The 24534-nt window shown below is 69.9% G+C and carries 19 protein-coding genes; 13 read left to right on the top strand and 6 right to left on the bottom strand.

All coding sequences use genetic code 11. From position 1 onward, the window contains the following. Window positions 1-45: 45 nt before the first annotated feature. From gcvT to ACIPKM_RS17220, 8 genes are all read left to right on the top strand, one after another. Window positions 46-1164 carry a glycine cleavage system aminomethyltransferase GcvT gene (gene gcvT / locus ACIPKM_RS17185; RefSeq protein ID WP_402737177.1) on the top strand — a complete coding sequence of 373 codons (1119 nt, stop codon included), beginning with the start codon at window positions 46-48 and terminating at the stop codon, window positions 1162-1164. Window positions 1165-1168: 4 nt separating this feature from the next. Continuing rightward, complete coding sequence (gcvH, locus tag ACIPKM_RS17190) at window positions 1169-1546, top strand: glycine cleavage system protein GcvH (protein ID WP_071294536.1); 378 nt, start codon at window positions 1169-1171, stop codon at window positions 1544-1546. Further along, window positions 1543-4467: an aminomethyl-transferring glycine dehydrogenase gene (gene gcvP / locus ACIPKM_RS17195; RefSeq protein ID WP_402737178.1), complete on the top strand. Its 2925-nt coding sequence runs from the start codon at window positions 1543-1545 to the stop codon at window positions 4465-4467. Before gcvH ends, gcvP begins: the two co-directional genes overlap by 4 nt. 314 nt (window positions 4468-4781) lie before the next feature. Beyond that, window positions 4782-6410: an ABC transporter substrate-binding protein gene (locus ACIPKM_RS17200; protein ID WP_402737179.1), complete on the top strand. Its 1629-nt coding sequence runs from the start codon at window positions 4782-4784 to the stop codon at window positions 6408-6410. Window positions 6411-6641: 231 nt separating this feature from the next. Beyond that, the gene (locus tag ACIPKM_RS17205) at window positions 6642-7571 is read left to right on the top strand and encodes an ABC transporter permease (RefSeq protein ID WP_402737180.1); all 930 of its coding nucleotides are present in this window, start codon (window positions 6642-6644) and stop codon (window positions 7569-7571) included. Next, window positions 7561-8511, top strand: coding sequence for an ABC transporter permease (locus tag ACIPKM_RS17210; RefSeq protein ID WP_402737181.1), 951 nt, complete (start codon window positions 7561-7563; stop codon window positions 8509-8511). The genes ACIPKM_RS17205 and ACIPKM_RS17210 overlap by 11 nt, the downstream gene beginning before the upstream one ends. Further along, window positions 8508-10250, top strand: a complete 1743-nt coding sequence (locus ACIPKM_RS17215; RefSeq protein ID WP_402737182.1) for a dipeptide ABC transporter ATP-binding protein — start codon at window positions 8508-8510, stop codon at window positions 10248-10250. Before ACIPKM_RS17210 ends, ACIPKM_RS17215 begins: the two co-directional genes overlap by 4 nt. Before the next feature lie 98 nt (window positions 10251-10348). After that, window positions 10349-10804, top strand: a complete 456-nt coding sequence (locus ACIPKM_RS17220; RefSeq protein ID WP_402737183.1) for a PH domain-containing protein — start codon at window positions 10349-10351, stop codon at window positions 10802-10804. Between the two features lie 79 nt (window positions 10805-10883). Here ACIPKM_RS17220 and ACIPKM_RS17225 read toward each other — a convergent pair whose 3' ends face one another. From ACIPKM_RS17225 to ACIPKM_RS17235, 3 genes are read right to left on the bottom strand one after another with little or no spacing between them, the layout of a single operon-like run. Beyond that, window positions 10884-13028 carry a dipeptide ABC transporter ATP-binding protein gene (locus tag ACIPKM_RS17225; protein ID WP_083403222.1) on the bottom strand — a complete coding sequence of 715 codons (2145 nt, stop codon included), beginning with the start codon at window positions 13026-13028 and terminating at the stop codon, window positions 10884-10886. Beyond that, window positions 13021-13959: an ABC transporter permease gene (locus tag ACIPKM_RS17230; protein WP_402737184.1), complete on the bottom strand. Its 939-nt coding sequence runs from the start codon at window positions 13957-13959 to the stop codon at window positions 13021-13023. Before ACIPKM_RS17230 ends, ACIPKM_RS17225 begins: the two co-directional genes overlap by 8 nt. Before the next feature lie 3 nt (window positions 13960-13962). Continuing rightward, entirely contained in the window at window positions 13963-14943 is a 981-nt protein-coding gene (locus ACIPKM_RS17235) for an ABC transporter permease (RefSeq protein ID WP_070416712.1), read from the bottom strand. Window positions 14944-15204: 261 nt separating this feature from the next. Here ACIPKM_RS17235 and ACIPKM_RS17240 point away from each other — a divergent pair, with 261 nt between their 5' ends. Beyond that, window positions 15205-16917 (top strand): ABC transporter family substrate-binding protein, encoded by a 1713-nt coding sequence (locus ACIPKM_RS17240; protein ID WP_261646322.1) that lies wholly within the window; start codon window positions 15205-15207, stop codon window positions 16915-16917. A gap of 91 nt (window positions 16918-17008) precedes the next feature. On the opposite strand, the gene ACIPKM_RS17245 is transcribed toward ACIPKM_RS17240, so the two are convergent. The 3 genes from ACIPKM_RS17245 to ACIPKM_RS17255 form a co-directional block, all read right to left on the bottom strand. Continuing rightward, window positions 17009-17557 (bottom strand): hypothetical protein, encoded by a 549-nt coding sequence (locus tag ACIPKM_RS17245; RefSeq protein WP_402737185.1) that lies wholly within the window; start codon window positions 17555-17557, stop codon window positions 17009-17011. A 310-nt stretch (window positions 17558-17867) separates the two neighbouring features. Further along, complete coding sequence (locus tag ACIPKM_RS17250; RefSeq protein WP_070416709.1) at window positions 17868-18347, bottom strand: peroxiredoxin; 480 nt, start codon at window positions 18345-18347, stop codon at window positions 17868-17870. A 181-nt stretch (window positions 18348-18528) separates the two neighbouring features. Then, a complete protein-coding gene (locus ACIPKM_RS17255; RefSeq protein WP_071294976.1) occupies window positions 18529-19278 on the bottom strand; it encodes a CPBP family intramembrane glutamic endopeptidase in 750 nt (249 codons plus the stop codon). Between the two features lie 138 nt (window positions 19279-19416). Here ACIPKM_RS17255 and typA point away from each other — a divergent pair, with 138 nt between their 5' ends. The 4 genes from typA (at window position 19417) to ACIPKM_RS17275 (ending at window position 24507) form a co-directional block, all read left to right on the top strand. Further along, window positions 19417-21339, top strand: a complete 1923-nt coding sequence (typA, locus tag ACIPKM_RS17260; protein WP_070416707.1) for a translational GTPase TypA — start codon at window positions 19417-19419, stop codon at window positions 21337-21339. Window positions 21340-21432: 93 nt separating this feature from the next. After that, window positions 21433-22626 (top strand): amidohydrolase, encoded by a 1194-nt coding sequence (locus ACIPKM_RS17265; RefSeq protein WP_229085184.1) that lies wholly within the window; start codon window positions 21433-21435, stop codon window positions 22624-22626. A gap of 113 nt (window positions 22627-22739) precedes the next feature. Continuing rightward, window positions 22740-23282 (top strand): hypothetical protein, encoded by a 543-nt coding sequence (locus tag ACIPKM_RS17270; RefSeq protein ID WP_261646318.1) that lies wholly within the window; start codon window positions 22740-22742, stop codon window positions 23280-23282. Window positions 23283-23307: 25 nt separating this feature from the next. Further along, a complete protein-coding gene (locus ACIPKM_RS17275) occupies window positions 23308-24507 on the top strand; it encodes a PIG-L family deacetylase (RefSeq protein WP_402737186.1) in 1200 nt (399 codons plus the stop codon). Window positions 24508-24534: the final 27 nt, after the last annotated feature.

Here is a 24534-nt window from a genome sequence, read left to right on the forward strand (position 1 = left end):
CGACGACGGTCGTCGGGTCCTGCCGATGCCAGGAGAACTCCGCCCATGCCAACGTCCCCACTGCGCTCGTCGCCGCTGGAGCCCGCCCACGAAGCCGCCGGCGCCACCTTCACCGACTTCGCCGGGTACCGGATGCCCGTCCGGTACTCGTCCGACCTCGCCGAGCACCACGCCGTGCGTCAGGCCGCCGGTGTCTTCGACCTCTCGCACATGGCCGAGGTCGGCGTCACCGGTCCGCAGGCCGTGGCCTTCCTCGACCACGCACTCGCCGGGTCGTTCGGCGCGATGCCGGTCGGACGGGCGAAGTACTCGCTCCTCCTCGCCGAGGACGGCGGCATCCTCGACGACCTCGTCGTCTACCGCACCGACGAGGACGTCTTCCTCGTCGTCGCGAACGCGTCGAACCGGCAGGTCGCGGTGGACGCCCTGACCGCACGGGCCGACGGCTTCGACGTCGAGGTGTCGGACGACTCGGACACCACCGCACTGGTCGCGATCCAGGGCCCGGCCGCTGCCGGAACGCTCGACGCGCTCGTCGTCGCCGACCGGCTCCAGCCGGAGAGCCCCCTCGACGAGCTCGGGTACTACCGGGCACTGCACGCGGTGTTCGACGGCGCCGAGGTCCTCGTCGCCCGCACCGGCTACACCGGCGAGGACGGCTTCGAGGTCTACAGCGACCCGTCCGTCGCCGGAGCGCTCTGGGACGCCCTGCTCGAGGCCGGCGCCGACCGCGGGGTCGTGCCCGCCGGCCTCGCCGCCCGCGACACCCTCCGGCTCGAGGCGGGCATGCCGCTCTACGGGCACGAGCTCGGCACCGACGTCCGTCCCGCCCAGGCCGGCCTCGGCCGGGTCGTGGCCAAGGACGGCGACTTCGTCGGCGCCACCGGCGTCACCCCGTCGGACGACGCCCGCGTGCTCGTCGGCCTGGTCACCGAGGGCCGCCGAGCCCCGCGTGCCGGGTACGACGTCGTGCAGGACGGCGTCGTCGTCGGCACCGTCACCTCCGGTGCGCTCTCGCCGACCCTCGGCCACCCCGTCGCGATGGCGTTCGTCGACCCGGCGCTCGCCACCGAGGGACAGCTCCTCCACATCGACGTCCGCGGAACGGCCATCCCCAGCACCGTCACCGCGTTCCCCTTCTACCGCCGCGCCTCGAAAGGCTGATGCAATGACCGACCAGACCGCACTCCAGTACACGGCCGACCACGAGTGGCTGCTCGTCGAGGGCGACACCGTCACCGTCGGCATCACCGACCACGCCGCCGAACAGCTCGGTGACGTCGTCTACGTCGAGCTCCCCGCCGTCGGCACCGCCACCACCGCGGGCGAGCAGATCGGCGAGATCGAGTCGACCAAGAGCGTCGGCGAGCTCTTCGCCCCGATCGAGGGCGAGGTCGTGGCGATCAACGACGCCGTCGTCGACGCCCCCGACACCGTCAACCAGGACCCGTTCGGCGCCGGCTGGCTCGTCAAGATCAAGGTGGACGGCACCTCCTTCCCCGAGGACCTCATGGACCACGACGCGTACCGGGCGTCCATCGCATGACCGGCGGCCTCCAGAACCTCCAGACGTCCTTCGCCGACCGCCACATCGGCACCACCCCGGCCGACCAGCGGACGATGCTCGACGCCGTCGGCCAGCCGTCCCTCGACGCCCTCGTCCGCGCCGCGATCCCCGAGGCGATCCACGCGGCGCCGACCGTCCACTCGGGCATCCCCGCGGCGATCGGCGAGACCGAGGCGCTCGCCGAACTCCGCGCCAAGGCCGCCCGCAACACCGTCCGTCGCGCCATGATCGGGCTCGGGTACCACGGCACCCACACCCCCGCGGTGATCCAGCGGAACGTGCTCGAGAACCCCAGCTGGTACACGGCCTACACGCCGTACCAGCCGGAGATCTCGCAGGGCCGGCTCGAGGCGCTCATCAACTTCCAGACCATGGTCTCGGACCTGACGGGCATGGCGACCGCCGGCGCCTCGATGCTCGACGAGGGCACGGCCGTGGTCGAGGGCATGCTCCTCGCCCGCCGGGCGTCCAAGGTCAAGGGCGACGCGTTCCTCGTCGACGCCGACCTGCTGCCGCAGACCCGTGCGCTGCTCGACCACCGTGCCGAGGCCGTCGGCATCGTCCTGCGCGGGTTCGACGCCGTGGCCGGACCGACCGACGAGCAGCTCGACGGCGCCTTCGGCGTCATCGTGCAGTACCCCGGTGCCTCCGGTCGGATCGTCGACCCGTCGTCGGTCATCGAGCGCGTGCACGCCGGTGGGGGCATCGCGGTCGTCGCGGCGGACCTCCTCGCGATGACGCTCCTCGCCAGCCCCGGCGACCTCGGCGCCGACGTCGCCGTGGGCACGAGCCAGCGCTTCGGCGTCCCGCTCGGCTTCGGTGGCCCGCACGCCGGGTACCTCGCCGTCCGTGCCGGCCTCGAGCGCCAGCTGCCCGGCCGCCTCGTCGGGGTGTCCTTCGACGCCGACGGGCAGATGGCCTACCGCCTCAGCCTGCAGACCCGCGAGCAGCACATCCGCCGCGAGAAGGCGACGAGCAACATCTGCACCGCGCAGGTCCTGCTCGCCGTGATGGCCTCGATGTACGCCGTGTACCACGGTCCCGAGGGGCTCCGCTTCATCGCGGACCGCGTCGCCCGGACGATATCGGCGCTCGCCGGGGCCGCCCGTGACGCCGGGCTCGAGGTCGTGCACGACGCGTTCTTCGACACGCTCACCCTCCGCGCCCCCGGACGCGCCGAGGCACTCGTCGCCGCGGCCCGTGACGCGGACCGCCTGCTGCACCTCGTCGACGCCGACACCTTCCAGCTGTCCGTCGACGAGACGACGACGCCCGAGGACGTGACGGCCCTCGCCGTCGTGTTCGGCGCGGTCGACGCGACGGTCCCGGCGACGGAGACCGCCGTGCGGGACGCGGCCACGTGCCTCCCGTCCGATCTGCTGCGGAGCAGCGAGTACCTGACGCACCCGGTCTTCAGCGCCCACCGCAGCGAGACCCGCATGATGCGCTACCTCAAGCACCTCGCCGACAAGGACTACGCGCTCGACCGCGGCATGATCCCGCTCGGCAGCTGCACGATGAAGCTCAACGCGGCGACCGAGATGGCGGCCGTGACGTGGCCGGAGTTCGCGAACATCCACCCGTTCGCGCCGCGAGACGACGTCGAGGGCTACCTCGACATGATCGGCGACCTGGAGTCCTGGCTGGCCGAGGTCACCGGGTACGACACGGTCTCCCTGCAGCCGAACGCCGGCAGTCAGGGCGAACTCGCCGGACTCCTGGCGATCCGCGGGTACCACCGGTCCCGCGGCGACGAGTCCCGCACGGTCTGCCTCATCCCGTCGAGCGCGCACGGCACGAACGCCGCGTCGGCCGTCCTCGCCGGCATGCAGGTCGTCGTGGTCGCCTGCGACGAGAACGGCAACGTCGACCTCGACGACCTCCGCGTGAAGACCGAGCAGCACGGCGACCAGCTCGCCGCGCTCATGATCACGTACCCGTCCACGCACGGCGTCTACGAGCACGACATCCGCGAGATCTGCGCCGCCGTGCACGACGCCGGTGGCCAGGTCTACGTCGACGGCGCGAACCTCAACGCCCTGCTCGGCCACGCCCGGTTCGGCGACTTCGGCGGGGACGTCTCGCACCTCAACCTGCACAAGACGTTCTGCATCCCGCACGGCGGCGGCGGGCCCGGGGTCGGACCGGTCGCGGCGAAGTCGCACCTCGCACCGTTCCTGCCGGGCCACCCGTTCGCGCAGGACGCCGACCGTCGCACCGGATCCGTGCGCGCCGAGGGCTCCGACCGCGACGCGCACGCCGGTGGCCCGGTCAGTGCAGCGCCGTACGGCAGCCCGAGCATCCTGCCGATCACGTGGACGTACGTCCGGATGATGGGGCTCGAGGGGCTCACCCGTGCGACCGAGGCCGCGGTGCTCGGGGCGAACTACATCGCCGCACGCCTGCGCGACGCGTTCCCGGTGCTCTACACGGGGGAGTCGGGTCTCGTCGCGCACGAGTGCATCCTCGACCTCCGCCCGCTCCGGGACACGACGGGCATCACGGTGGACGACGTCGCGAAGCGCCTGGTCGACTACGGGTTCCACGCCCCGACGATGTCGTTCCCGGTCGCGGGCACGCTCATGGTCGAGCCGACCGAGAGCGAGGACCTCGCCGAGCTCGACCGCTTCGTCGACGCGATGCTCGCCATCCGTGCCGAGGCCTCGGCGGTCGAGCGCGGGGAGTGGCCGGCGGACGACAACCCGCTCGTGCACGCCCCGCACACCGCGTCGTCGGTGATCTCGGGGGAGTGGACGCACGCCTACACCCGCGAGCAGGCGGTCTATCCGCTGCCGGGCATCAGCGCCCGGAAGTACTGGCCGCCGGTGCGCCGGATCGACCAGGCGTACGGCGACCGCAACCTCGTGTGCGCCTGCCCGCCGGTCGAGGCGTTCGCCTGATCCCGAGCTCGCGTAACGTGTGCCCCGTCCGGTGTCCCGGGCGGGGCACACTGCTGTGCGCAGCCAGGCAATCGGCTTGCACAGAGTTGTGCACGGACGCAAGCATCTCGATGCGGTTGCAACAATCTCGCCCCGGCGTCCGTGATCCGCCCGAATCTTGCATCCTCTCGCAAGGATCGTGCAACTTGGTTTCCGATTTGTAACCGATCTCCCCTGGGCTTGGTGAGCACTCCCCACACTGCCTACAGTGCAAAGGTCAAACGTGGCGAGCAGGCACCCGTGCGCCCGCCGCGTCCCATGCACCAGGAGGAATCTTGATCAAGAAGCGCGCTGGGCTCGCAGCCCTCGCCGTGCTCGGGGCCACAGCAATCGCCCTGGCCGGCTGCTCCAGCAACAGCAGCAGTGGAGGTGACAAGGCGGGCTCGACGAACGCGTCCGGCATCGTCACCACCAACGGCAACGAGCCCCAGAACCCGCTCATCCCCTCGAACACCACCGAGGTCGGCGGCGGCAAGATCATCGACTCGATCTTCGAAGGCCTGGTGTCCTACGACGCCAAGGGCAAGCCGGTGAACGAGGTCGCGAAGAGCATCGACACCGATGACTCGAAGACGTTCGACATCAAGCTCAACACGGACTACACCTTCACCAACGGCGAGAAGGTCACGGCCGAGTCGTTCACGAAGGCGTGGAACTGGGCCGCCCAGTTCTCGAACAAGCAGGGCGCGAGCTACTTCTTCGAGAACATCGAGGGCTACGACGCCACGAAGGACTCCGAGCTCACCGGCCTCAAGGTCGTCAGCGACGACGAGTTCACCGTGACGCTCAAGTCGGCGCAGTCGGACTTCCCGCTGTCGCTCGGCTACTCGGCGTTCGTGCCGCTGCCCTCGGAGTTCTACAAGGACACCAAGGCCTTCGGTGAGAACCCGATCGGCAACGGTCCGTACAAGCTCGACGGCAAGGGTGCGTGGACGCACAACCAGTCGATCAAGCTCGTCACCAACAAGGACTACGAGGGCAAGCGCAAGCCGAAGAACGGTGGTCTGACGATCACGTTCTACACCTCGCAGGACACCGCGTACTCCGACGCGCAGGGCGGCAACCTCGACGTCCTCGACGCCGTGCCGGACAGCGCCTTCGCGAACTACAAGTCCGACTTCCCGGACTCGAACGTCAATCAGGCCGCCGCGATCTTCCAGGCGATCTACCTGCCCTACTACCTCGACCACTGGAAGGGTGAAGAGGGCAAGCTCCGCCGCGAGGCGGTCTCGATGGCGATCAACCGCAAGCAGATCACCGACAAGATCTTCGACGGCACCCGCACCCCGGCCAAGGACTTCACCTCCCCGGTGATCGCCGGCTGGAACGACGACCTCGACGGTTCGGACGTCCTGACCTACGACAAGTCGAAGGCCAAGGAGCTGTGGGCCGAGGCCGACAAGATCTCGAAGTACAACGACACCCTCACCATCTCGTACAACGCCGACGGCGGACACGAGGCGTGGGTGACCGCGGTCACGAACTCGATCTCGAGCACGCTCGGCATCAAGGCCGAGGGCAAGGCGTACCCGACGTTCGCCGAGGCCCTCGCGGTCCAGACGGACGACAAGCTCACGGGCGGCAGCCGCACCGGTTGGCAGGCGGACTACCCGTCGCTGTACAACTTCCTCGGCCCGACCATGGGTGACGGCTCGTCGAGCAACTACTCGCGCTACGACTCGGCCGAGTACAACGAGCTCCTCCAGAAGGGCCGTTCGGCCGCGACCGTCGAAGAGGGCAACAAGTTCTTCGACCAGGCGCAGGAGCTCCTGTTCAAGGACCTCCCCGAGATCCCGCTGTGGTACTCCAACGTCACCGGCGTGTGGAACGCGGACACCGTGTCGAACGTGAAGTTCGGCTGGAACTCGGTGCCGCTGTACTACGACGTCGAGGTCAAGAAGTAACCTCAGTCTCCTCGTGAGACACATCGCGGACGGGTGTCCTGCTCCGCGACCACCGGACGGGGGTTCGGGAGCCCACCAGGCTCCCGAGCCCCCGTACCTCGGCGGCAACACCTTCCCCCACCACAGCGGGCGCCGCCGCCCGCACCGGACTCCCGTGCCGACCCGCGGACCGTCCACCCCTCACGACATGAACCTGAACGACATGCGCGTCCCGAACCAGGCAGAGATCTGATGGCCTGGTACCTCGGCAAGCGCCTCCTGCAACTCATCCCCGTGTTCTTCGGGGCCACGTTCCTCATCTACTTCATGGTGTTCTCCCTGCCGGGCGACCCGATCGCCGCCCTGTTCGGCGACCGTCAGCCGTCCCCGCAGGTCATCGAGCAGCTGCGCCAGCAGTACAACCTCGACAAGCCGTTCATCATCCAGTACCTGCTCTGGATCGGCGGCGTGTTCCGCGGCGACCTCGGACTGACCTACTCGGGTCTGCCGGTCAGCTCGCAGCTCGCACAGGCCTTCCCGATCACTGCCCGCCTGGCGATCCTCGCCCTGCTGTTCGAGTCGATCGCCGGCATCGTCGTCGGTGTCATCGCCGGTCTCCGGAAGGGCAAGCTCTTCGACGCGACCGCCCTGGTCGTGAGCCTCCTGCTCATCTCGGTCCCGACGTTCGTGGTCGGGTTCCTGCTGCAGTACGTCTTCGGCATCAACCTCGGCCTGTTCCGGGTGACGGTGTCCAGCCAGGCGCCGTGGTCCGAGCTCGTGCTGCCCGCGATCGTGCTGGCAACGGTGTCGTTCGCCTACATCGTCCGCCTCACCCGTGCGAGCGTCGCCGAGAACGTGTCGGCCGACTTCGTCCGGACCGCGACCGCCAAGGGGCTCCCGCGGCGTCGCGTCGTCGGGGTACACATCTTCCGCAACTCGCTCATCCCCGTGGTGACCTACCTGGGTGTCGACATCGGCAACCTGATGGTCGGCGCGGTCGTCACCGAGGGCATCTTCAACATCCACGGTGTGGGTGGCACGGTGTTCCAGGCCGTCAAGCTCGGCGAGGGTCCGACCGTCGTGTCGTTCGTCGCCGTGATGGTCATCATCTTCATGCTCGCCAACCTCCTGGTCGACCTGCTCTACGCCGTCCTGGACCCGAGGATCCGCTATGCCAAGTAACGCCGCACCCCGCTCGGCGACGCACTACGTCGCCCCGATCGAGGAGACCCCACTCCAGGCCGTCGACCAGGTCAACGAGGACGAGAAGACCCGTTCGACCTGGAGCGACGCCTGGGACTCGATGCGGACCCGCCCGATGTTCTGGGTGTCGTCCGTCCTCATCCTGTTGATCATGTTGGTGGCGATCTTCCCCGGGTTGTTCGCCCACGTGGACCCGCGGGCCTTCGACCTGGCGAAGAGCAACGAGGGCCCCGAGAGCGGCCACATCCTCGGCTTCAACCGTCAGGGCAACGACGTCTACGCCCGCACCATCTGGGGCACGCGCAACTCGCTCATCGTCGGCGTGGTCGCCACGGTGCTCGTGTCCGTGATCGGCATCGTGATCGGCGCACTCGCCGGTTTCTTCGGCGGATGGCTCGACACGGTCGTGTCCCGCATCGGTGACATCTTCTTCTCGATCCCGACCGTCCTCGGCGCGATCGTGCTCATGTCGGTGATCCCGGCCCGGAACGCCCTGACGGTCGCGCTCGTCCTGGCCGCCTTCGCGTGGCCCCAGATCGCGCGCATCATGCGCGGTGCCGTGCTCAGCGCGAAGCAGTCCGACTACGTGACCGCGTCGGCCGCGCTCGGCGTGAGTCGGTTCACGACGCTGGTCCGCCACGTCGTCCCGAACTCGCTCGCACCGGTCATCGTCGTCGCGACGGTTTCGCTCGGCTCGTTCATCGTCGCCGAGGCCACGCTGTCCTTCCTCGGTATCGGACTGCCGCAGTCGGCGCTCAGCTGGGGTGTCGACATCGGCAACGCCCAGGCGTCGATCCGCACCGCGCCGTCGACCATCTTCTGGCCGTCCGCTGCCCTGTCCATCACCGTGCTCGCGTTCCTCCTCCTCGGTGACGTGGTCCGCGACGCACTCGACCCGAAGGCGAGGGCCCGCCGATGAGCGAGACACTGACCCAGCCGAACGCCAGCCGTACCGGCGGCTCCGGCGCGCCCCTGCTCGAGATCACCGACCTCGAGGTCGGCTTCAAGACGCAGAACGGCTTCGTCCAGGCAGTCCGCGGCGCCAGCTTCACCCTCGAGCAGGGTGAGCGGCTCGCGATCGTCGGCGAGTCCGGCTCCGGCAAGTCGACGAGCGCCCAGTCCATCATCAAGCTCCTGCCCGGGACCGGCCAGGTCACCGGCGGGTCGATCAAGTTCAACGGGCGCGAGCTCGTCGGCCTGAGCGACAAGGAGATGTCGGAGATCCGCGGGAAGGAGATCGGCTACGTCCCGCAGGACCCGATGTCGAACCTCAACCCGCTGTGGTCGATCGGCTTCCAGGTCGAAGAGGCCATCAAGGCCAACGGCATCGCGACCGGCAAGCACGCCATCCGTGCCCGTGCGGTCGAGGTCCTGCAGGAGGCCGGCCTCGGCGACGCGTCGACCCGCCTGAAGCAGTACCCGCACGAGTTCTCCGGCGGCATGCGGCAGCGCGTGCTCATCGGCATCGGTCTGTCGAGCCGCCCGAAGCTGCTCATCGCCGACGAGCCGACGAGTGCGCTCGACGTCACCGTGCAGCGCGTGATCCTCGACCACCTCGAGACCCTCACCCGCGACTTCGGCACCTCCGTCCTGTTCATCACGCACGACCTCGGCCTCGCTGCCGAGCGCGCCGAGAAGCTCGTCGTGATGTACAAGGGCCAGGTCGTCGAGGCCGGGCCCTCGAAGGAGATCCTGGCGAACCCGCGGCACCCGTACACGCAGCGCCTGGTCGCCGCGGCACCCTCGCTCGCGAGCCGCCGCATCCAGTCCAAGGTGCAGCACCAGCGCGTGGACATCGCGGACGTCGGCAGCGACGACGCCGAGCTCCTCGCCCGCGCCCAGGAGCGCGAGCAGGCGCCGGCGAAGGACCTCATCGTGGTGAAGAACCTCGAGAAGGTCTACAAGCTGCGCGGCAAGAACCTCGCCTCCCGCGAGCTGAAGGCCGTCGACGACGTCTCGTTCTCGATCCCGAAGGGCACCACCACGGCGCTCGTCGGCGAGTCCGGTTCGGGCAAGTCGACCGTCGCGAAGCTCGTCCTGCAGCTCGAGGCCATCACGAGCGGCACGGTCCAGTTCGACGGCATCGACATCGGCGGGCTGAAGGGCAAGGACCTCTTCGACTTCCGCCGCCGCGTGCAGCCGGTCTTCCAGGACCCGTACGGCTCGCTGGACCCGATGTACAACGTCGGGAACACGATCGCCGAGCCGCTGCACACGCACAAGGTGGGCGACAAGGCGTCCCGCCGGGCCCGCGTGCTCGAACTGCTCGACCAGGTCGCGCTGCCGAAGTCGATGGTCAACCGCTACCCGAACGAGCTCTCGGGCGGGCAGCGGCAGCGCATCGCCGTGGCGCGGGCCCTCGCGCTCAAGCCCGAGGTCATCGTGCTCGACGAGGCGGTCTCGGCGCTCGACGTGCTCGTGCAGGGCCAGATCCTCGACCTGCTCACCGAGCTGCAGTCCGAGCTGGGCCTGACCTACCTGTTCATCACGCACGACCTGGCCGTCGTCCGCCTCGTGGCGGACAACGTCTGCGTGATGCGCAAGGGACAGATCGTCGAGAAGGCGACCACCGACGAGGTCTTCGCCAACCCGCGCGAGCAGTACACGAAGGACCTGCTGGACGCCATCCCCGGCGCCGGGTTCGAGTTCGGACGCTGATCCCGCTGGACACGAACGAGGCCGGACGCACCGTCGTCCTCCGCGCAGGCCGCGGAGGCGCGGTCGCGTCCGGCCTCGTCGCGTTCCTGGCGCTGTTCATGCTCGGCGACGCCGCGGTGCGGGGGAGCTGGGACGTCGTCCTGCACGCCGTCGGTCCCCTCGCCGCGCTCGTCTGGGTGCTCTGGGTGCTCACCTTCCGCCCGCACGTCCGGATCACCGACGACGCGATCACGGTGGTGAACCCGCTCCGGTCGACGACAGTCCCGTGGGGCGCCGTCGAGGACGTCCGGATGCGCTGGCAGATCGTGCTCGACCTCGCCGACGGCCGCCGGCTCACCTGCTGGGGTGGACCGTCGCTGCCGCGGCCGAAGCCGACCCGACGCGGGGAGCCCCGCGTGCTGCGGCAGCCGGACGAGTTCGTCGCGGTCCGCGACCGCTGGTCGGAACGGCACGGGCGCACGCCCGACGCCCCCGTCGTCCGGGGCTGGGACATGCCAGCGGTCGTGTCCGGCGTTGCCGTGTTCGCCCTCTGCGTCGTCGCGATCGTCGTCTGAGACGTCCCCACCGGACGGACGGGAGGCGCGGTGCCAGCTGGCACCGCGCCTCCCGTCCGTCACACGGAACGTCAGTCGGTCACACCGTCGCCGACACCCGCTCGGTGAGCAGGTGGTTCTGGTCGGTCTGGATGCAGGCCACGCCGCGTCCGTGCACGTCCTGCAGGCGCGGGTCCACCGAACGGCACTGCTGCTGCCGGTCCTCGTCGAGGAGCTGGTACAGCGGGCAACGGGTGCGGAACCGGCACCCGTCGATCCGTTCCGTGGGGGAGGGGAGGTCGCCGTCGAGCAGGATGCGTCCGCGGGCGGCCTCGGCGAACGGGTCCGGCACCGGGACCGCGGACAGCAGGGCCCGGGTGTAGGGGTGCTGCGGGTCGTCGAACACGCGGTCGCCGTCGCCGTACTCGACGATCCGGCCGAGGTACATGACCGCGACGTCGTCGGCGATGTGCCGGACGACCGAGAGGTCGTGCGCGACGAACAGGTAGGACAGGCCCAGGCGGTGCTTGAGGTCCTCGAGCAGGTTGATGACGCCGGCCTGCACGGACACGTCCAGCGCCGACACCGGCTCGTCGAGCACGAGGATCTTCGGCTCGACGATGAGCGCGCGGGCGATGCCGATGCGCTGTCGCTGGCCGCCGGAGAACTCGTGGGGGTACCGGTCGATGTAGCTCGGCTCGAGACCGACGAGCTCGAGCGAGTCCCGCACGCGTCGGCGGATCTCGTCCTTCGGCACGCCCTGCACCGTGAGCGGCTCGCCGATCACGGACCCGATGTCGAGACGGGGGTCGATGGAGGCCATCGGGTCCTGGAAGACGACCTGGATGTCGCTCCGGAGCGCACGGCGGTCGGACTTCGACAGGGTGCCGGTGTCGACGCCGTTGACCTTGATGGTGCCCTGCTGCGCGCCGGCGAGCTCGAGGATCTCCATGATCGTCGTGGTCTTGCCGCAGCCGGACTCGCCGACGAGCCCGAGGACCTGTCCGCGCTTCAGCGTGAGCGAGATCCCGTCGACCGCGTGCACCTCGCCGATGCGCCGGCGGAACAGGGCGCCCTTCGTCAGCGGGAAGGTCTTCACGACGTCGTCGAGCTGCAGCACCACGTCGTCGCCGTGGTCGATCTCGGACTCGGGGACGTCCTCGGGGCGCGGGAAGATCTCGGAGCGGGCGAGCGTGCCGGCGGCGATCTCGTCGCGGCGGATGCACGCGGCGGTGTGCTCGTCGTCGAAGGCGCCGTTCGTGATGGTCGGCGTCGCACCGGTCAGGACCGGGTTGTCGTCGCTCGGTGCCACCGACGGGGCGATCAGGGCCGGCTCGCCCTCACGGCAGGCGTCGAGGACCGCGGGGCAGCGGTCGGCGAACGGGCAGCCGGTCGGCTTCTGGGTGAGCAGCGGCGGGCGGCCGTCGAGCGGGACGAGGCGCTCCGAGCGTGCCGAGGCCATGTTCGGCATCGAGCGGAGCAGGCCGATCGTGTACGGCATGACCGGCTCGCGGAAGAGGGGTTCGACCGGTGCCGTCTCGACGATCCGGCCGGCGTACATCACGGCGACCCGGTCCGCGTTGCCCGCGACGACGCCGAGGTCGTGCGTGATGAGGACGACGGCGGCACCGGTCATGTCCTTGGCGGTCTGCAGCACGTCGAGGATCTGTGCCTGGATCGTCACGTCGAGCGCCGTGGTCGGCTCGTCGGCGATGATCAGCTTCGGGTCGTTGGCGATGGCGATCGCGATCATGGCGCGCTGCCGCATGCCGCCGGAGAACTCGTGCGGGAAGGCGTCGAGCCGCCGCGAGGGGTTCGGGATGCCGACGACGCGCAGGAGTTCCTCGGCACGGGCCCGGGCGGCGTGCGCGGTGAGGTTCCGGTCGTGCAGCCGCAGCCCCTCGACGATCTGCTGGCCGATCGTGTACACGGGCGTCAGGGCGGAGAGCGGGTCCTGGAAGACCATCGCGATGTCGCCGCCACGGAGCTTCGACATCTCGCGGTCGTTCAGGCCGAGCAGCTCGCGGCCGTCGAACCGGATGCTGCCCTCGACCTTGGCCGACGACGGCAGCAGACCCATCACGGCCATCGAGGACACCGACTTGCCCGATCCGGACTCGCCGACGATGCCGAGGAACTCGCCCTGGTTGACGGAGTAGTCCACGCCGCGCACGGCGTACACGGGCTTGGAGCCCGGGTTGAACGTGACCGCGAGGTCGGAGACGGTGAGCAGCGGCTCAGTCACGGTTGGCTCCCGAGGTGGGGTCGATGGCGTCGCGCAGGGCGTCGCCGAGCAGGCTGGTGGAGAGGACCGTGGCGACGAGCGTCGCAGCCGGCAGGACGAACAGCCACGGTCGGGTGACCGCGGACTGGCTGCCGGCGGCGAGCAGGGTGCCGAGCGACACGTCCGGCACCTGGATGCCGAAGCCGAAGAAGCTCAGGGCGCTCTCGGAGAGGATCATCGCGCCGACGCCGAGCGTGGCGTCGATGATGAGCAGCGAGGCCACGTTCGGCAGGATGTGCCGCCGGATGATCGTGAACGACGGGACGCCCATGAACCGTGCGGCCTTGACGTAGTCGCGCTCCCGGAGGGACATCGTCTGTCCGCGGATCACGCGGGCCATGATCATCCACCCGAAGATCGCCAGGCCGACGATGAGCGCGAGCCAGCTGAGGTTCTTGAACAGCGGGCTGAGGAGCACGAGCGCGTAGAACGACGGGATGACCAGGAGCAGGTCGATGCCCCACACGAGCGCCCGGTCGACGAACCCGCCGAAGTACCCGGCGATCGCACCGACGATGCCCGCGATGAGGGTCGCGGCGGGACCGGCGATGAGCCCGATGAGGAGGGACTTCTGCAGGCCCACCAGGGTCTGGGCGTAGATGTCCTGGCCGATGTCGTTCGTGCCGAACCAGTGCGAGGCGCTCGGCGGCATGCCGAAGGCGAGCCCGTCGGAGTCGACGGCGTTCCAGTGGTACAGGTACGGACCGACGAAGGCCCAGAGCAGGATGAGGAGGAGTGCACCGCCACCGATGCGGGCACGCCAGGTGCCGAGCACCTTGCGCCAGAGCGGGGTGCGGCCACCCTTCACCTCGACGACGTGCTCCGGCTGCCCGGCGTTGCCGTCACCGGGGTCGCCGGCGGTGGTCGTGGTCGTGGGGTCGAGAACAGACACGGGTCACACCCTCACTCGCGGGTCGAGCGCGGCGTAGAGCAGGTCCGCGAGGGTGCCTGCGATGAGCACGAGGATCGCCGTGAAGAGGATCGTGCCCGCTGCCGCGTTGATGTCGTTGTTGCTGATGCTCTGGACGAAGTACTCGCCCATGCCGTGCCAGCTGAAGACCAGTTCGGTGATGCTCGCACCGGTCAGGATGAGGCCGAACGAGTACGCGAAGAACGTCGACATCGGGATGAGGGCGACGCGGACACCGTGCCGCATGATGGCCGATCCACGCGTCCGGCCCTTCGAGCGCGCCGTCCGGATGAAGTCGTTCGACAGCACGTCGAGCATCGCGGAGCGCTGGTAGCGCGAGTACGAGGCGACGGCGCCGACCGTCAGCGAGATCGTCGGTAAGAGCAGGTGCACCAGCCGGTCGCCGAGCACCGGGAAGAACCCGGTCACCCCCGGGGTGTACTCACCGGTGAACGAGATCAGCTGCGTCCCGACCGCCCCGTTCAGGGTCGTCGCGAGGATCATCAGCACCACCGCGATGACGAAGGGCGGCGTCGCGAGCACCGCGAACGACAGGTAGGTCGACACCTGGTCGGACGTCTTGTACTGCTTGACGGCGTTCCAGACGCCGAGCAGGACGCCGAGGATCGCTCCGAGCAGCGTGCCGATCACCAGCAGCCGCAGGCTCGTGCCGGAGCGGGCGACGATGTCGGCCGTGACCTCGGTGCCGCGGGCGCTGATGCCCAGCGAGCCGTGCGTGACCAGGTTCACCCACCAGTTCCACGTGCGGACCAGGAGCGGGGTGTTCGGGTCGGCGCCGAGCTTCTGGAGCGCGGCGTCGATCGAACTCTGCGGGACCGGCGGGTTCTTGCCGAGGTACCGGGACGTCGGGTTGAGCGTCGCGCTGGCGAGGATGTAGCCGAGCGTCGTCGCGACGATCGTCAGGATCACGTAGTTGACGATCCGCTTCGCGAGGAAAGCAAGCATGTACTGGGACCTCAGTGGGGTGCGGCCGTCCGTCCGGACGGCGTTGTTCGGTGGCGACAGGCTAGCCGCTTCCGAGCCGGGGTGGGTGATCCCTGTTGACGCTATGCAACATTCGTTACGAGCATGTTTCGATTCGGTACAGCAGCCCTTGTGCGACCTTCGGATGTGACTAGGGTTCTCAACCAACAGGCGTGGCGGCGGGGGCCGTCGCGTCCCGGCGCTCCGGCGCGAACCACAACGAAAGGGAATCCTCGCATGCGAATGAGGATCAAGACGACGGCCGTGCTCGCCACAGCAGCCGCCGCGGCACTCGTGCTCGCGGGCTGCTCCGGCGGCGGGTCCGCCGGACAGAGCAGCTCGGCCGTTGCCACGTCGTCGCTGAAGTCGACGGGTTGGACGGTCGCCGACCGCGACACGATCAAGGACGGCGGCTCGCTCACCCTGCCGATCGACTCCGCACCGGCGAACTGGCAGCTGTCGAACCTCGACTCCGGGACGGTCGACGACAACACGATCGCGGGCACCTACCTGCCCGGGTTCATCCAGTTCAAGGCCAACGGCGAGTGGGAGGCGAACAAGGACTACGTCGACTCGATCGAGCTGACGAAGGACTCGCCCCAGACCGTCGAGATCAAGATCAACCCCAAGGCGGTCTGGTCCGACGGCACCCCGATCACCGAGAAGGACGTCGAGGCGAACTGGAAGGCGCTGAACGGCACGAACAAGGCCTTCGCCCCGCTCGCCACCAACGTCTGGGAAGACGTCGACTCCGTCACGCAGGGTTCGGACGAGCGCGACGTCATCGTGACGTTCTCGAAGACGAACGCCGACTGGCCGAGCGTCTTCACCGCGATCTACCCCTACTGGGCCGTGGACACCCCCGACCACTTCAACAACTCGTGGGCGAAGGGTCCGTTCGCCGCGGACGGCAAGACGTACGTCTCCGCCGGCCCGTACATCCTCAAGACCTTCGACGCCAACGGCGGCGTCGTGACCTTCGAGAAGAACTCGAAGTGGTGGGGTGACGCGCCGAAGCTCGACACGATCGTCTTCAAGACCGTGTCCCGCGACGGTGTCGCCCAGGCCTACGCGAACAAGGAGTTCGACGCCTTCAACCTGAACGGCAGCGCGGACAACTTCAAGACCGCGAACAGCCGCTCGGACTCGAAGATCGAGCGCTCGCTCGGCACGACCCAGCGTCAGATCACCCTGAACGGCACGTCGGACGTCTTCAAGGACCAGGAGGTCCGCCAGGCGTTCGCCCAGGCGATCAACCGCCAGGTCGTCGCGCAGGCGATCCTCTCGCCGGTGAAGAGCCCGGTGCAGGTCCTCAACAACCTCGTCTACCTGCCCGGCCAGAAGGGCTACCAGGACAACGTCTCCTCGGTCTACGGCTACAGCACCGACAAGGCGAAGAAGAAGCTCGAGGACGCCGGCTACACGATCGGCTCGGACGGCTACGCGACCAAGGGCGGCAAGACGCTCGACGTCCGCTTCGTCATCCCGTCGGACAACCAGAACTCGGCGAACGTCGCGCAGCTCGTGCAGCAGCAGACGAAGCTCGCCGGCTTCAAGGTGACCATCGACACCGTCCCGACCGACGACTTCTTCACGAAGTACGTCACCACCGACGGCCGTGACTTCGACGCCACGTACTTCGCCTGGCAGGGCACGCCGTTCCCGGTGTCGTCGCTGAAGTCGATCTACTACCCGGCCGACGCGGGGCAGAACTACACCGGCGTGACCGACGACTCGCTCGGTGCCGCCTGGGACAAGGCGAACGCCGAACTCGACGCCGACAAGCGCATCGAGGACGCGGACGCGATCGACAAGAAGATCGTCAAGGTCGCGGGCACGATCCCGCTGTTCCCGGAGCCCTACGCCTGGGGTGTGCGCAAGGACCTCGTGAACTACGGTCCGGCGCAGTTCCAGCAGTCCTCCGTGAAGTGGCAGGACGTGGGCTACAAGGAGTAGTCCGCTCCGCTGGAGAACGGAAACGACATCCCCGACGTCGCACGACGTCGGGGGTGTCACACTCTGTGGGCACGGAGCCACTGCGCGGCGGTCAGAGCTGCGCGGCCGCCAGGGTCGCGACGAACGCGAGGACCACGATCGCGAGGATCGTCCACCCGTGCACGCGGTGCGTGATCGGCGCAGCCGTCACGGTCGCCGGAGGCGGGCCGTCCTGTGCGGGCGGCTCGGGCACGAACGCCCGGATGCGCTCGGCCGCAGCGTCGACGTCGAGGCGATCCGCGCCTCCTGGACGACCGTCGACCACGGCGGCGAGCCGGGCCGACCTGCGGGTGGCGAGCCACGTGCGGCGGACGCCCTCGCTCGTGACGATCTCGATGCCGTACTTGGTGCGGACCTCGGTGATGCGGCGCCAGGTGTAGGTGCTGGTGCGGCGGACGTCGACGATGCGGAGGTGCTCGTCGGTCAGCTCGAAGCGCGGGCGCCAGAGGACCGCCCACGCGATGAAGGCGATGCAGATGCTCGGGACCGGGGCGAGCCAGGCGGTGCCGCCGCTCAGGAGGGCGAGGGGGACGAGCGCGGCGGCCGCGACCCACAGGACGACGGCGAGCAGACGCATGCCGGGGGCGAGGATCGTGGTCACGCCGAAGAGGTTACAAGCGAAGAGGTCACGAGATGCCGACCCTTGGTGACACGCAACGCCCGGGGAGCCAAGAGGTCACGGGCTGCCGACCCTTGGTGACACGCAACGCCCGGGGAGCCAAGAGGTTACGAGATGCCTCCCCGGGAACGCCCGGGGAGCGGGTGTGACACACCAGCGCGTATCTCCGGACGACCCGATTCCCCGGGGAGGCAGATCCTGTGTGGACCTCTCGTGGCGTCAATCGTCCTCGGCCCCCGTTCGGGTGTCAATACCCCAGACCGTCGCATCTTCGGGGGACCGACACGCCGTGTCACGCCACGAGGAGCTCGATCTGCGCCCGGATCGCGTCCGCCTTGGGGAACCGGAGCCCGACGAGCCCCACGTGGCGCCAGCGGACCACGCCGTCCGGACCGATCACGAACACGGACCGCCGGAGCCCGATCCCCGGTGCCTGCACGCCGTACGCGCGGATGACGTCCCCCGCGGTGTCGCTCAGCAGGGGGAAGGTGAGCGAGGACCCGCGGGCGAACGCCTCGTGCGAGTCGAGCGCCTGCGGGCTGACGCCCCACACCACGGCGCCGAGGTCGCCGAAGTCGTCGAGTTCCTCTTGGTAGCTGCAGAGCTGTGCCGTGCAGACCGGGGTGGCGTCGCCCGGGTAGAAGGCGAGCACGAGCGTCCGGCCGATCTCGGCGGACAGGGCGTACTCGTCGTCGGTGCGGGTGCCGTCGCGCACGATCATGCCGGGCAGGGTGAATCCGGGTGCGGGATCGCCGACCTCGGGGATGCTCATGCGGCCACGGTAGGTGCGGGACCACGGTCCGGTGCGGCGCCGCGCTGTGGGTTCGCTGTGGGTCCGTCGGGCCGGGGTCGGACGGGTCCGCCGCATCGCCGACGCCCGAACGGGGGGATGCCGCGCGGCCGGCGCGGCTGGCGCCCGGGCCGGTCGCCGGCCGTGCCGCGGGCGACCAGCGTCAGCGGAAGAGCTGCGGGAACGCGTGCGCGACCCACGGGTACCCGACGAACACCGCGGCGTCGAGCAGGCAGTGCGTGATGACGAGGGGGAGGAGCCGGCCCCACCTCGTGTAGATCCAGCCGAACACGATGCCCATCACGGCGTTCCCGACGAACGCGCCGAACCCCTGGTAGAGGTGGTAGCTCCCGCGCAGGACCGCCGTGGACAGGATGACCTGCCAGCGCCCCCACCCGAGGCCGCCCAGCCGTTCGTAGAGGTACCCGACGACGATCACCTCCTCCTGCAGCCCGGAGCGGATCGCCGAGAGCAGCAGCACGGGGATCGTCCACCAGTACGAGTCGAGCGCCGCCGGGTTCACGTTCACGGTGAACCCGAGCGCCCGCCCGGTGAAGTACAGCGCGAGCCCGGGGATCCCGATGCCGAGGGCGATGAGCGCCGCGCCGCCGAGGTCGGGCCGCACGCGGAACCGGTCGATGCCGAGTCGACCGAGGTGCGGGCGGGTGGTGCTCCAGAGCAGGAAGCAGACGAGCGCGACCGGCGCGAGGTCGACCGCGATGCCCACGAGCTGCCGGGCGAGGTCGACGTACTGCACGGTCGTGGTCGAGGTGTTGAGCGCCGTGGACTGCTGCCCGAGCGGCGTCGTCTGCGACAGGTCGTCGATGATCTGCAGCACCGAGTACAGCGCGCTGCCGCCGAGCGAGAGCATCAGCACGATCGTGATCTCGATCCACGTTCGCCGACGGCTCATCGGGGGTACTCCTCTCGGTTGCGAACTACCGGTAGACTGGCGTGTCGGGCGTTCTGCCCACCTCCGGGCAGTGCCACCGCGGCGCGAGCGCCACAGTCGGCCGCCCGATCTTCTTCCGAACACCAAAGGATGTCCTGTATGGCGCTCGCCACCCGGTCCGACCTGCGCAACGTCGCCATCGTGGCACACGTCGACCACGGCAAGACCACCCTCGTCGACGCGATGCTCACGCAGACCAACTCGTTCGACGCCCACTTCGAGGGCGAAGACCGCATGATGGACTCGAACGACCTCGAGCGCGAGAAGGGCATCACGATCCTCGCGAAGAACACGTCGGTGCTCTACAACGGCAAGCACGCGACCGAGTTCGGCGCGGACGGCCCCATCACGATCAACGTCATCGACACCCCGGGTCACGCCGACTTCGGTGGTGAGGTCGAGCGCGGCCTCTCCATGGTCGACGGCGTCGTGCTCCTCGTCGACGCATCAGAGGGTCCGCTGCCCCAGACCCGCTTCGTGCTCCGCAAGGCGCTCGCCGCGAAGCTCCCGGTGATCCTGCTCGTCAACAAGACGGACCGCCCGGACTCCCGCATCGACGAGGTCGTGTCCGAGTCGCAGGACCTCCTGCTCGGGCTCGCCTCCGACCTGTCGGACGAGGTCGACGACCTCGACCTCGACGCGATCCTCGACGTCCCCGTGGTCTACGCCTCAGGTCGCGCGGGTGCCGCCAGCCGCAACAAGCCGGCCGACGGCTCGCTGCCGGACAACGACGACCTCGAGCCCCTCTTCGAGGCGATCCTCCAGCACGTCCCCGCCCCGAAGTACGACGACGAGCACCCGCTGCAGGCGCACGTCACGAACCTCGACGCGTCGCCGTTCCTCGGTCGCCTCGCGCTCCTGCGCATCTTCCACGGCACCATGAAGAAGGGCCAGACGGTCGCGTGGGTCAAGCACGACGGCAGCGTCGTCAACGCCCGCATCACCGAGCTCCTCGTCACCAAGGCGCTCGAGCGCTACCCGGCCGAGTCGGCGGGCCCCGGTGACATCGTCGCCGTCGCCGGCTTCGACACGATCACCATCGGTGAGACCCTGACCGACCCCGAGGACGTCCGTCCGCTGCCGACCATCACGGTCGACGACCCGGCGATCTCGATGACGATCGGCACGAACACCAGCCCGCTCGTCGGCAAGGTCAAGGGCCACAAGCTCACCGCCCGCATGGTCAAGGAGCGCCTCGACCGCGAGCTCATCGGCAACGTCTCGCTCAAGGTCCTCGACATCGGTCGCCCCGACGCGTGGGAGGTCCAGGGCCGCGGCGAGCTCGCGCTGGCCATCCTCGTCGAGCAGATGCGTCGCGAGGGCTTCGAGCTCACGGTCGGCAAGCCGCAGGTCGTCACCAAGCGTGACGAGAACGGCAAGCTCCAGGAGCCCTACGAGCACATGACGATCGACACGCCGGAGGAGTACCTCGGCGCGATCACGCAGCTCATGGCCGCCCGCAAGGGCCGCATGGAGAACATGACGAACCACGGCACCGGCTGGGTGCGCATGGAGTTCATCGTCCCGTCGCGCGGCCTGATCGGCTTCCGCACGTCGTTCCTCACCGAGACCCGCGGCACCGGCATCGCCAACGCGATCTCGCACGGTTACGACGAGTGGGCCGGCCCGATCCAGACCCGCATCAACGGGTCGATCGTGTCCGACCGCTCCGGTGTCGTCACGCCGTTCGCCATCACGAACCTCCAGGAGCGGATGACGTTCTTCGTCAACCCCACCGAAGAGGTCTACGAGGGCATGGTCATCGGCGAGAACTCGCGCGCCGACGACATGGACGTCAACATCACGAAGGAGAAGAAGCTCACGAACATGCGTTCGGCGAACGCTGACACCTTCGAGTCGATGACGCCGTCGCGCCAGCTGTCGCTCGAGGAGTGCCTCGAGTTCGCGCGTGAGGACGAGTGCGTCGAGGTCACCCCCGACGCCGTGCGCATCCGCAAGGTCGAGCTCGACGCGCAGGCCCGCCAGCGTGCGTACGCCCGTCTGAAGCGTCAGGACGCGTAAGCAGCGGTCCATCCAGGAGGCACGGCCTCCCTCCGACGGCCCGGTCACCTCGTTCGAGGTGGCCGGGCCGTCGTCGGATGTACCGTGGTGCGCGTGACTCTCGACCTCCTCTCGCTGTACCAGGACCTCCACGCCCACCCCGAGCTCGGCTTCCAGGAGCACCGCACGGCGGGCATCGTCGCCGACCGGCTCGCGGAGATCGGCGGGATCGAGGTCACCACGGGCGTCGGCGGCACCGGTGTCGTGGGCGTCCTGTCGAACGGCGAGGGGCCCGTCGTCTGGCTCCGCGCCGACATGGACGGGCTGCCGGTCCAGGAGCGCACCGGCCTGCCCTACGCCAGCGAGCACCACGGCACCGACGAGGACGGCAACGACGTCCCGACGATGCACGCCTGCGGCCACGACATCCACGTGACGTGGCTGCTCGGGACCCTCGAGCGCCTCGCCGCCACCACGGGCGACTGGCACGGCACGGTCGTCGGTGTCTTCCAGCCGGCGGAAGAGGTCATCTCCGGCGCCCGCGCCATGGTCGAGGACGGGCTCGTCGAGCGCTTCCCGACGCCCGACGTCGTCCTCGGACAGCACTCCGCGCCGGCGCCGGTCGGCATCGTCGCGGTCGGCAGCGGCCCCGTGATGGCGTCGAGCGACCGGCTGACGGTCACGTTCAACGGCCGCGGCGCGCACGGTTCCGCCCCGCAGGCCTCGCTCGACCCGGTCGTCACGGCCGCGTCGGCCGTCGTGCGCCTGCAGACCGTGGTCTCGCGCGAGGTCTCGCCGAGCGACGCCGGGGTCGTCACGGTCGGCAGCTTCCACGCCGGCACCCGCGCGAACATCATCCCCGACCAGGCCGTCATCGAGATCTCGACGCGGGCCCGCAACGAGGAGACCCGCGAGCGGATCATCGCCTCGATCGAGCGCATCGTCCGCGCCGAGAGCGAGGCCGGTGGGCTTCCCGAGCCGACGATCGTGCGGTCGCCGGGTGCCGAGGTCACCGTGAACGACGCCGAGGCCGCCCAGACCGTGCTCGACGCGATCCGCGCCGAGGTCCCCGGAGCCCGCGACCTCGAGATCGGCCTGGCGATGGCGTCCGAGGACGTCGGCCAGCTCGCCACTGCGGCCGGAGCACCGCTCGTGTACTGGTTCACCGGCATCACCGACCCGGAGCTGTTCCGTCGCGGCGAGGACATCCCGAGCAACCACTCGCCCTTCTACGCGCCGCAGGCCGAGACGGCGATCCCGGTGGGCGTCGACGCCCTCGTGGCGGCGACGCGCGCGTACGTCGCCTGACGCGGGCGGACCCGCAGGACCGAGCCAGGAGGCGCGGCGCGACCCCGCCACGCACGTGACGTTCCCAGGGGACTCACGCCGCGCCTCCCGTCTCGCCCCCTAGGGTGCTGGGCATGCGCACCCCGACCCGCACCCTGATCGCCGCCGTCGCCGCCGGCATCGCCCTCGCCGGACTGGCCGGCTGCTCGTCCGACGCCGTGAAGCAGGCCACCGACCTCGGCTCGTCGGTCGCGTCGAGCGTCGCCGAGGGTGTGCAGGGCATCGACGGCAAGGCCGTCCAGGACGGCATGGCCTCGGTCGCCGGCGGCATCGACGGCGCACTCGACACCGCGCTCAAGGGCGCGAACGTGACCTCGGACGGCAAGGTCCCCGACGGCTTCCCGACGAAGGACGTCCCGCTCGTCGACGGCACCGTGCTCGGCGGCGGGAGCGGGCCGAACGGATCCGGGTGGGTGGCACAGGTCCGTGCCGCCTCGGTCGACGACTTCCAGGCCGCCGCGCAGCAGCTCACCGACGCCGGGTTCACCGAGTCGGCGAAGCGCGCGGACTCGTCCAGCGCCTTCGGGATGTTCCGGAGCGACGGCTACCGGGTGGTCCTGACCTTCTCCGACGGCAGCGACGGCGTGACCGCGACCTACATCGTGACGCCCCGCTAGCCACCGCTGGGTACGCTTGGACCCGATGTCGAAGGCCCCCGCAACCCGCCCCGAGCGCGTCCTGTTCGTGCACGCCCACCCCGACGACGAGACGCTCTCGTCGGGCGGGACGATCGCCACCCTGCTCGAGCTCGGCGCCGAGGTGACCGTGCTCACCGCCACCCGTGGCGAGCGCGGCGAGATGCTGACGCCCGAGCTCGCGCCGCTCTTCGGCGACGGTCCGCGGGTCGCCGCGCACCGCGAGACCGAGATCGCCGCCGCCCTCGCCGCACTCGGGGGGCCGGCGCACCTCTGGCTCGGCGGGCCGGGTGCGCGTCCGACGGACCTGCCCGAGCGCCGCTACACCGACTCCGGCATGCAGTGGGGCCCCGACGGACGCGCCGTCGCCGCCGGGGACGCCCCGGCGGACTCGCTGACCGCGGCGGACCTCGGCGAGGTCGTCGACGACATCCGCGCCGCGATCCGGTCCACCGGCGCGGACGCGGTGGTGAGCTACGCCGACGACGGCGGCTACGGCCACCCCGACCACGTGCGGGTCCACCACGCCGCGCGGTACGCCGCCCGTGCCGAGGAACTCCCGTTCTCGATGATCGTGGACCCCGACTCCGGGCAGGCCGACCTGACCGTCGACGTCGTGCCGGTGCGGGCGAAGGTCCGGGCGGCCGTCGAGCAGTACCGGTCCCAGGTGACGGTCGACCCGGTCGATCCCCGTGACCCGACCGCGCTGTCGTGGGTCATGCCGCACGGTGCCCGGCACCAGGCGCCGGCGGTCGAGGCGTTCCGTCACGACGCCGACCGGGTCCCGCAGGCGCCGCAGACGTTCGCCGAGTTCTCGCGGCAGGGGAAGGTCACCGCCGTCGTGGTCGCCCTCGTGCTCGGACTCGTCGCCGGGGGACTCGGCACGGTCACGCACCAGCAGACCCTCGGAGGCGTCCCGGTCGGCATCGTGCTCACCTCGTTGATCGTGATCGGGCTCACGGTCGGCATCCGGCTGCTGTACCGGTCGCGGGCGATGGTCGCGGCGGTCGGCATCGGGATCATCGCCGCGACGCAGGTGCTGTCGTCGGTGGGCGGGCAGAGCTCCCCGCTCGTGCTCGCCAACGTCGCGGGCTACGTGTGGACGTTCGGGCCGGCGGCCGTCACGGCGCTCGTGCTCGCGTGGCCCGACCTGTCCGGCATCCGGGCGTCGGCCGCCGGGCGGTCGGGGACGGCCGACCGGGCCTGACGGTCCGTCCGCCGGGCGGTCAGGTGC

Source organism: Curtobacterium sp. NPDC086286, from assembly GCF_044746255.1.
GTDB lineage: Bacteria > Actinomycetota > Actinomycetes > Actinomycetales > Microbacteriaceae > Curtobacterium.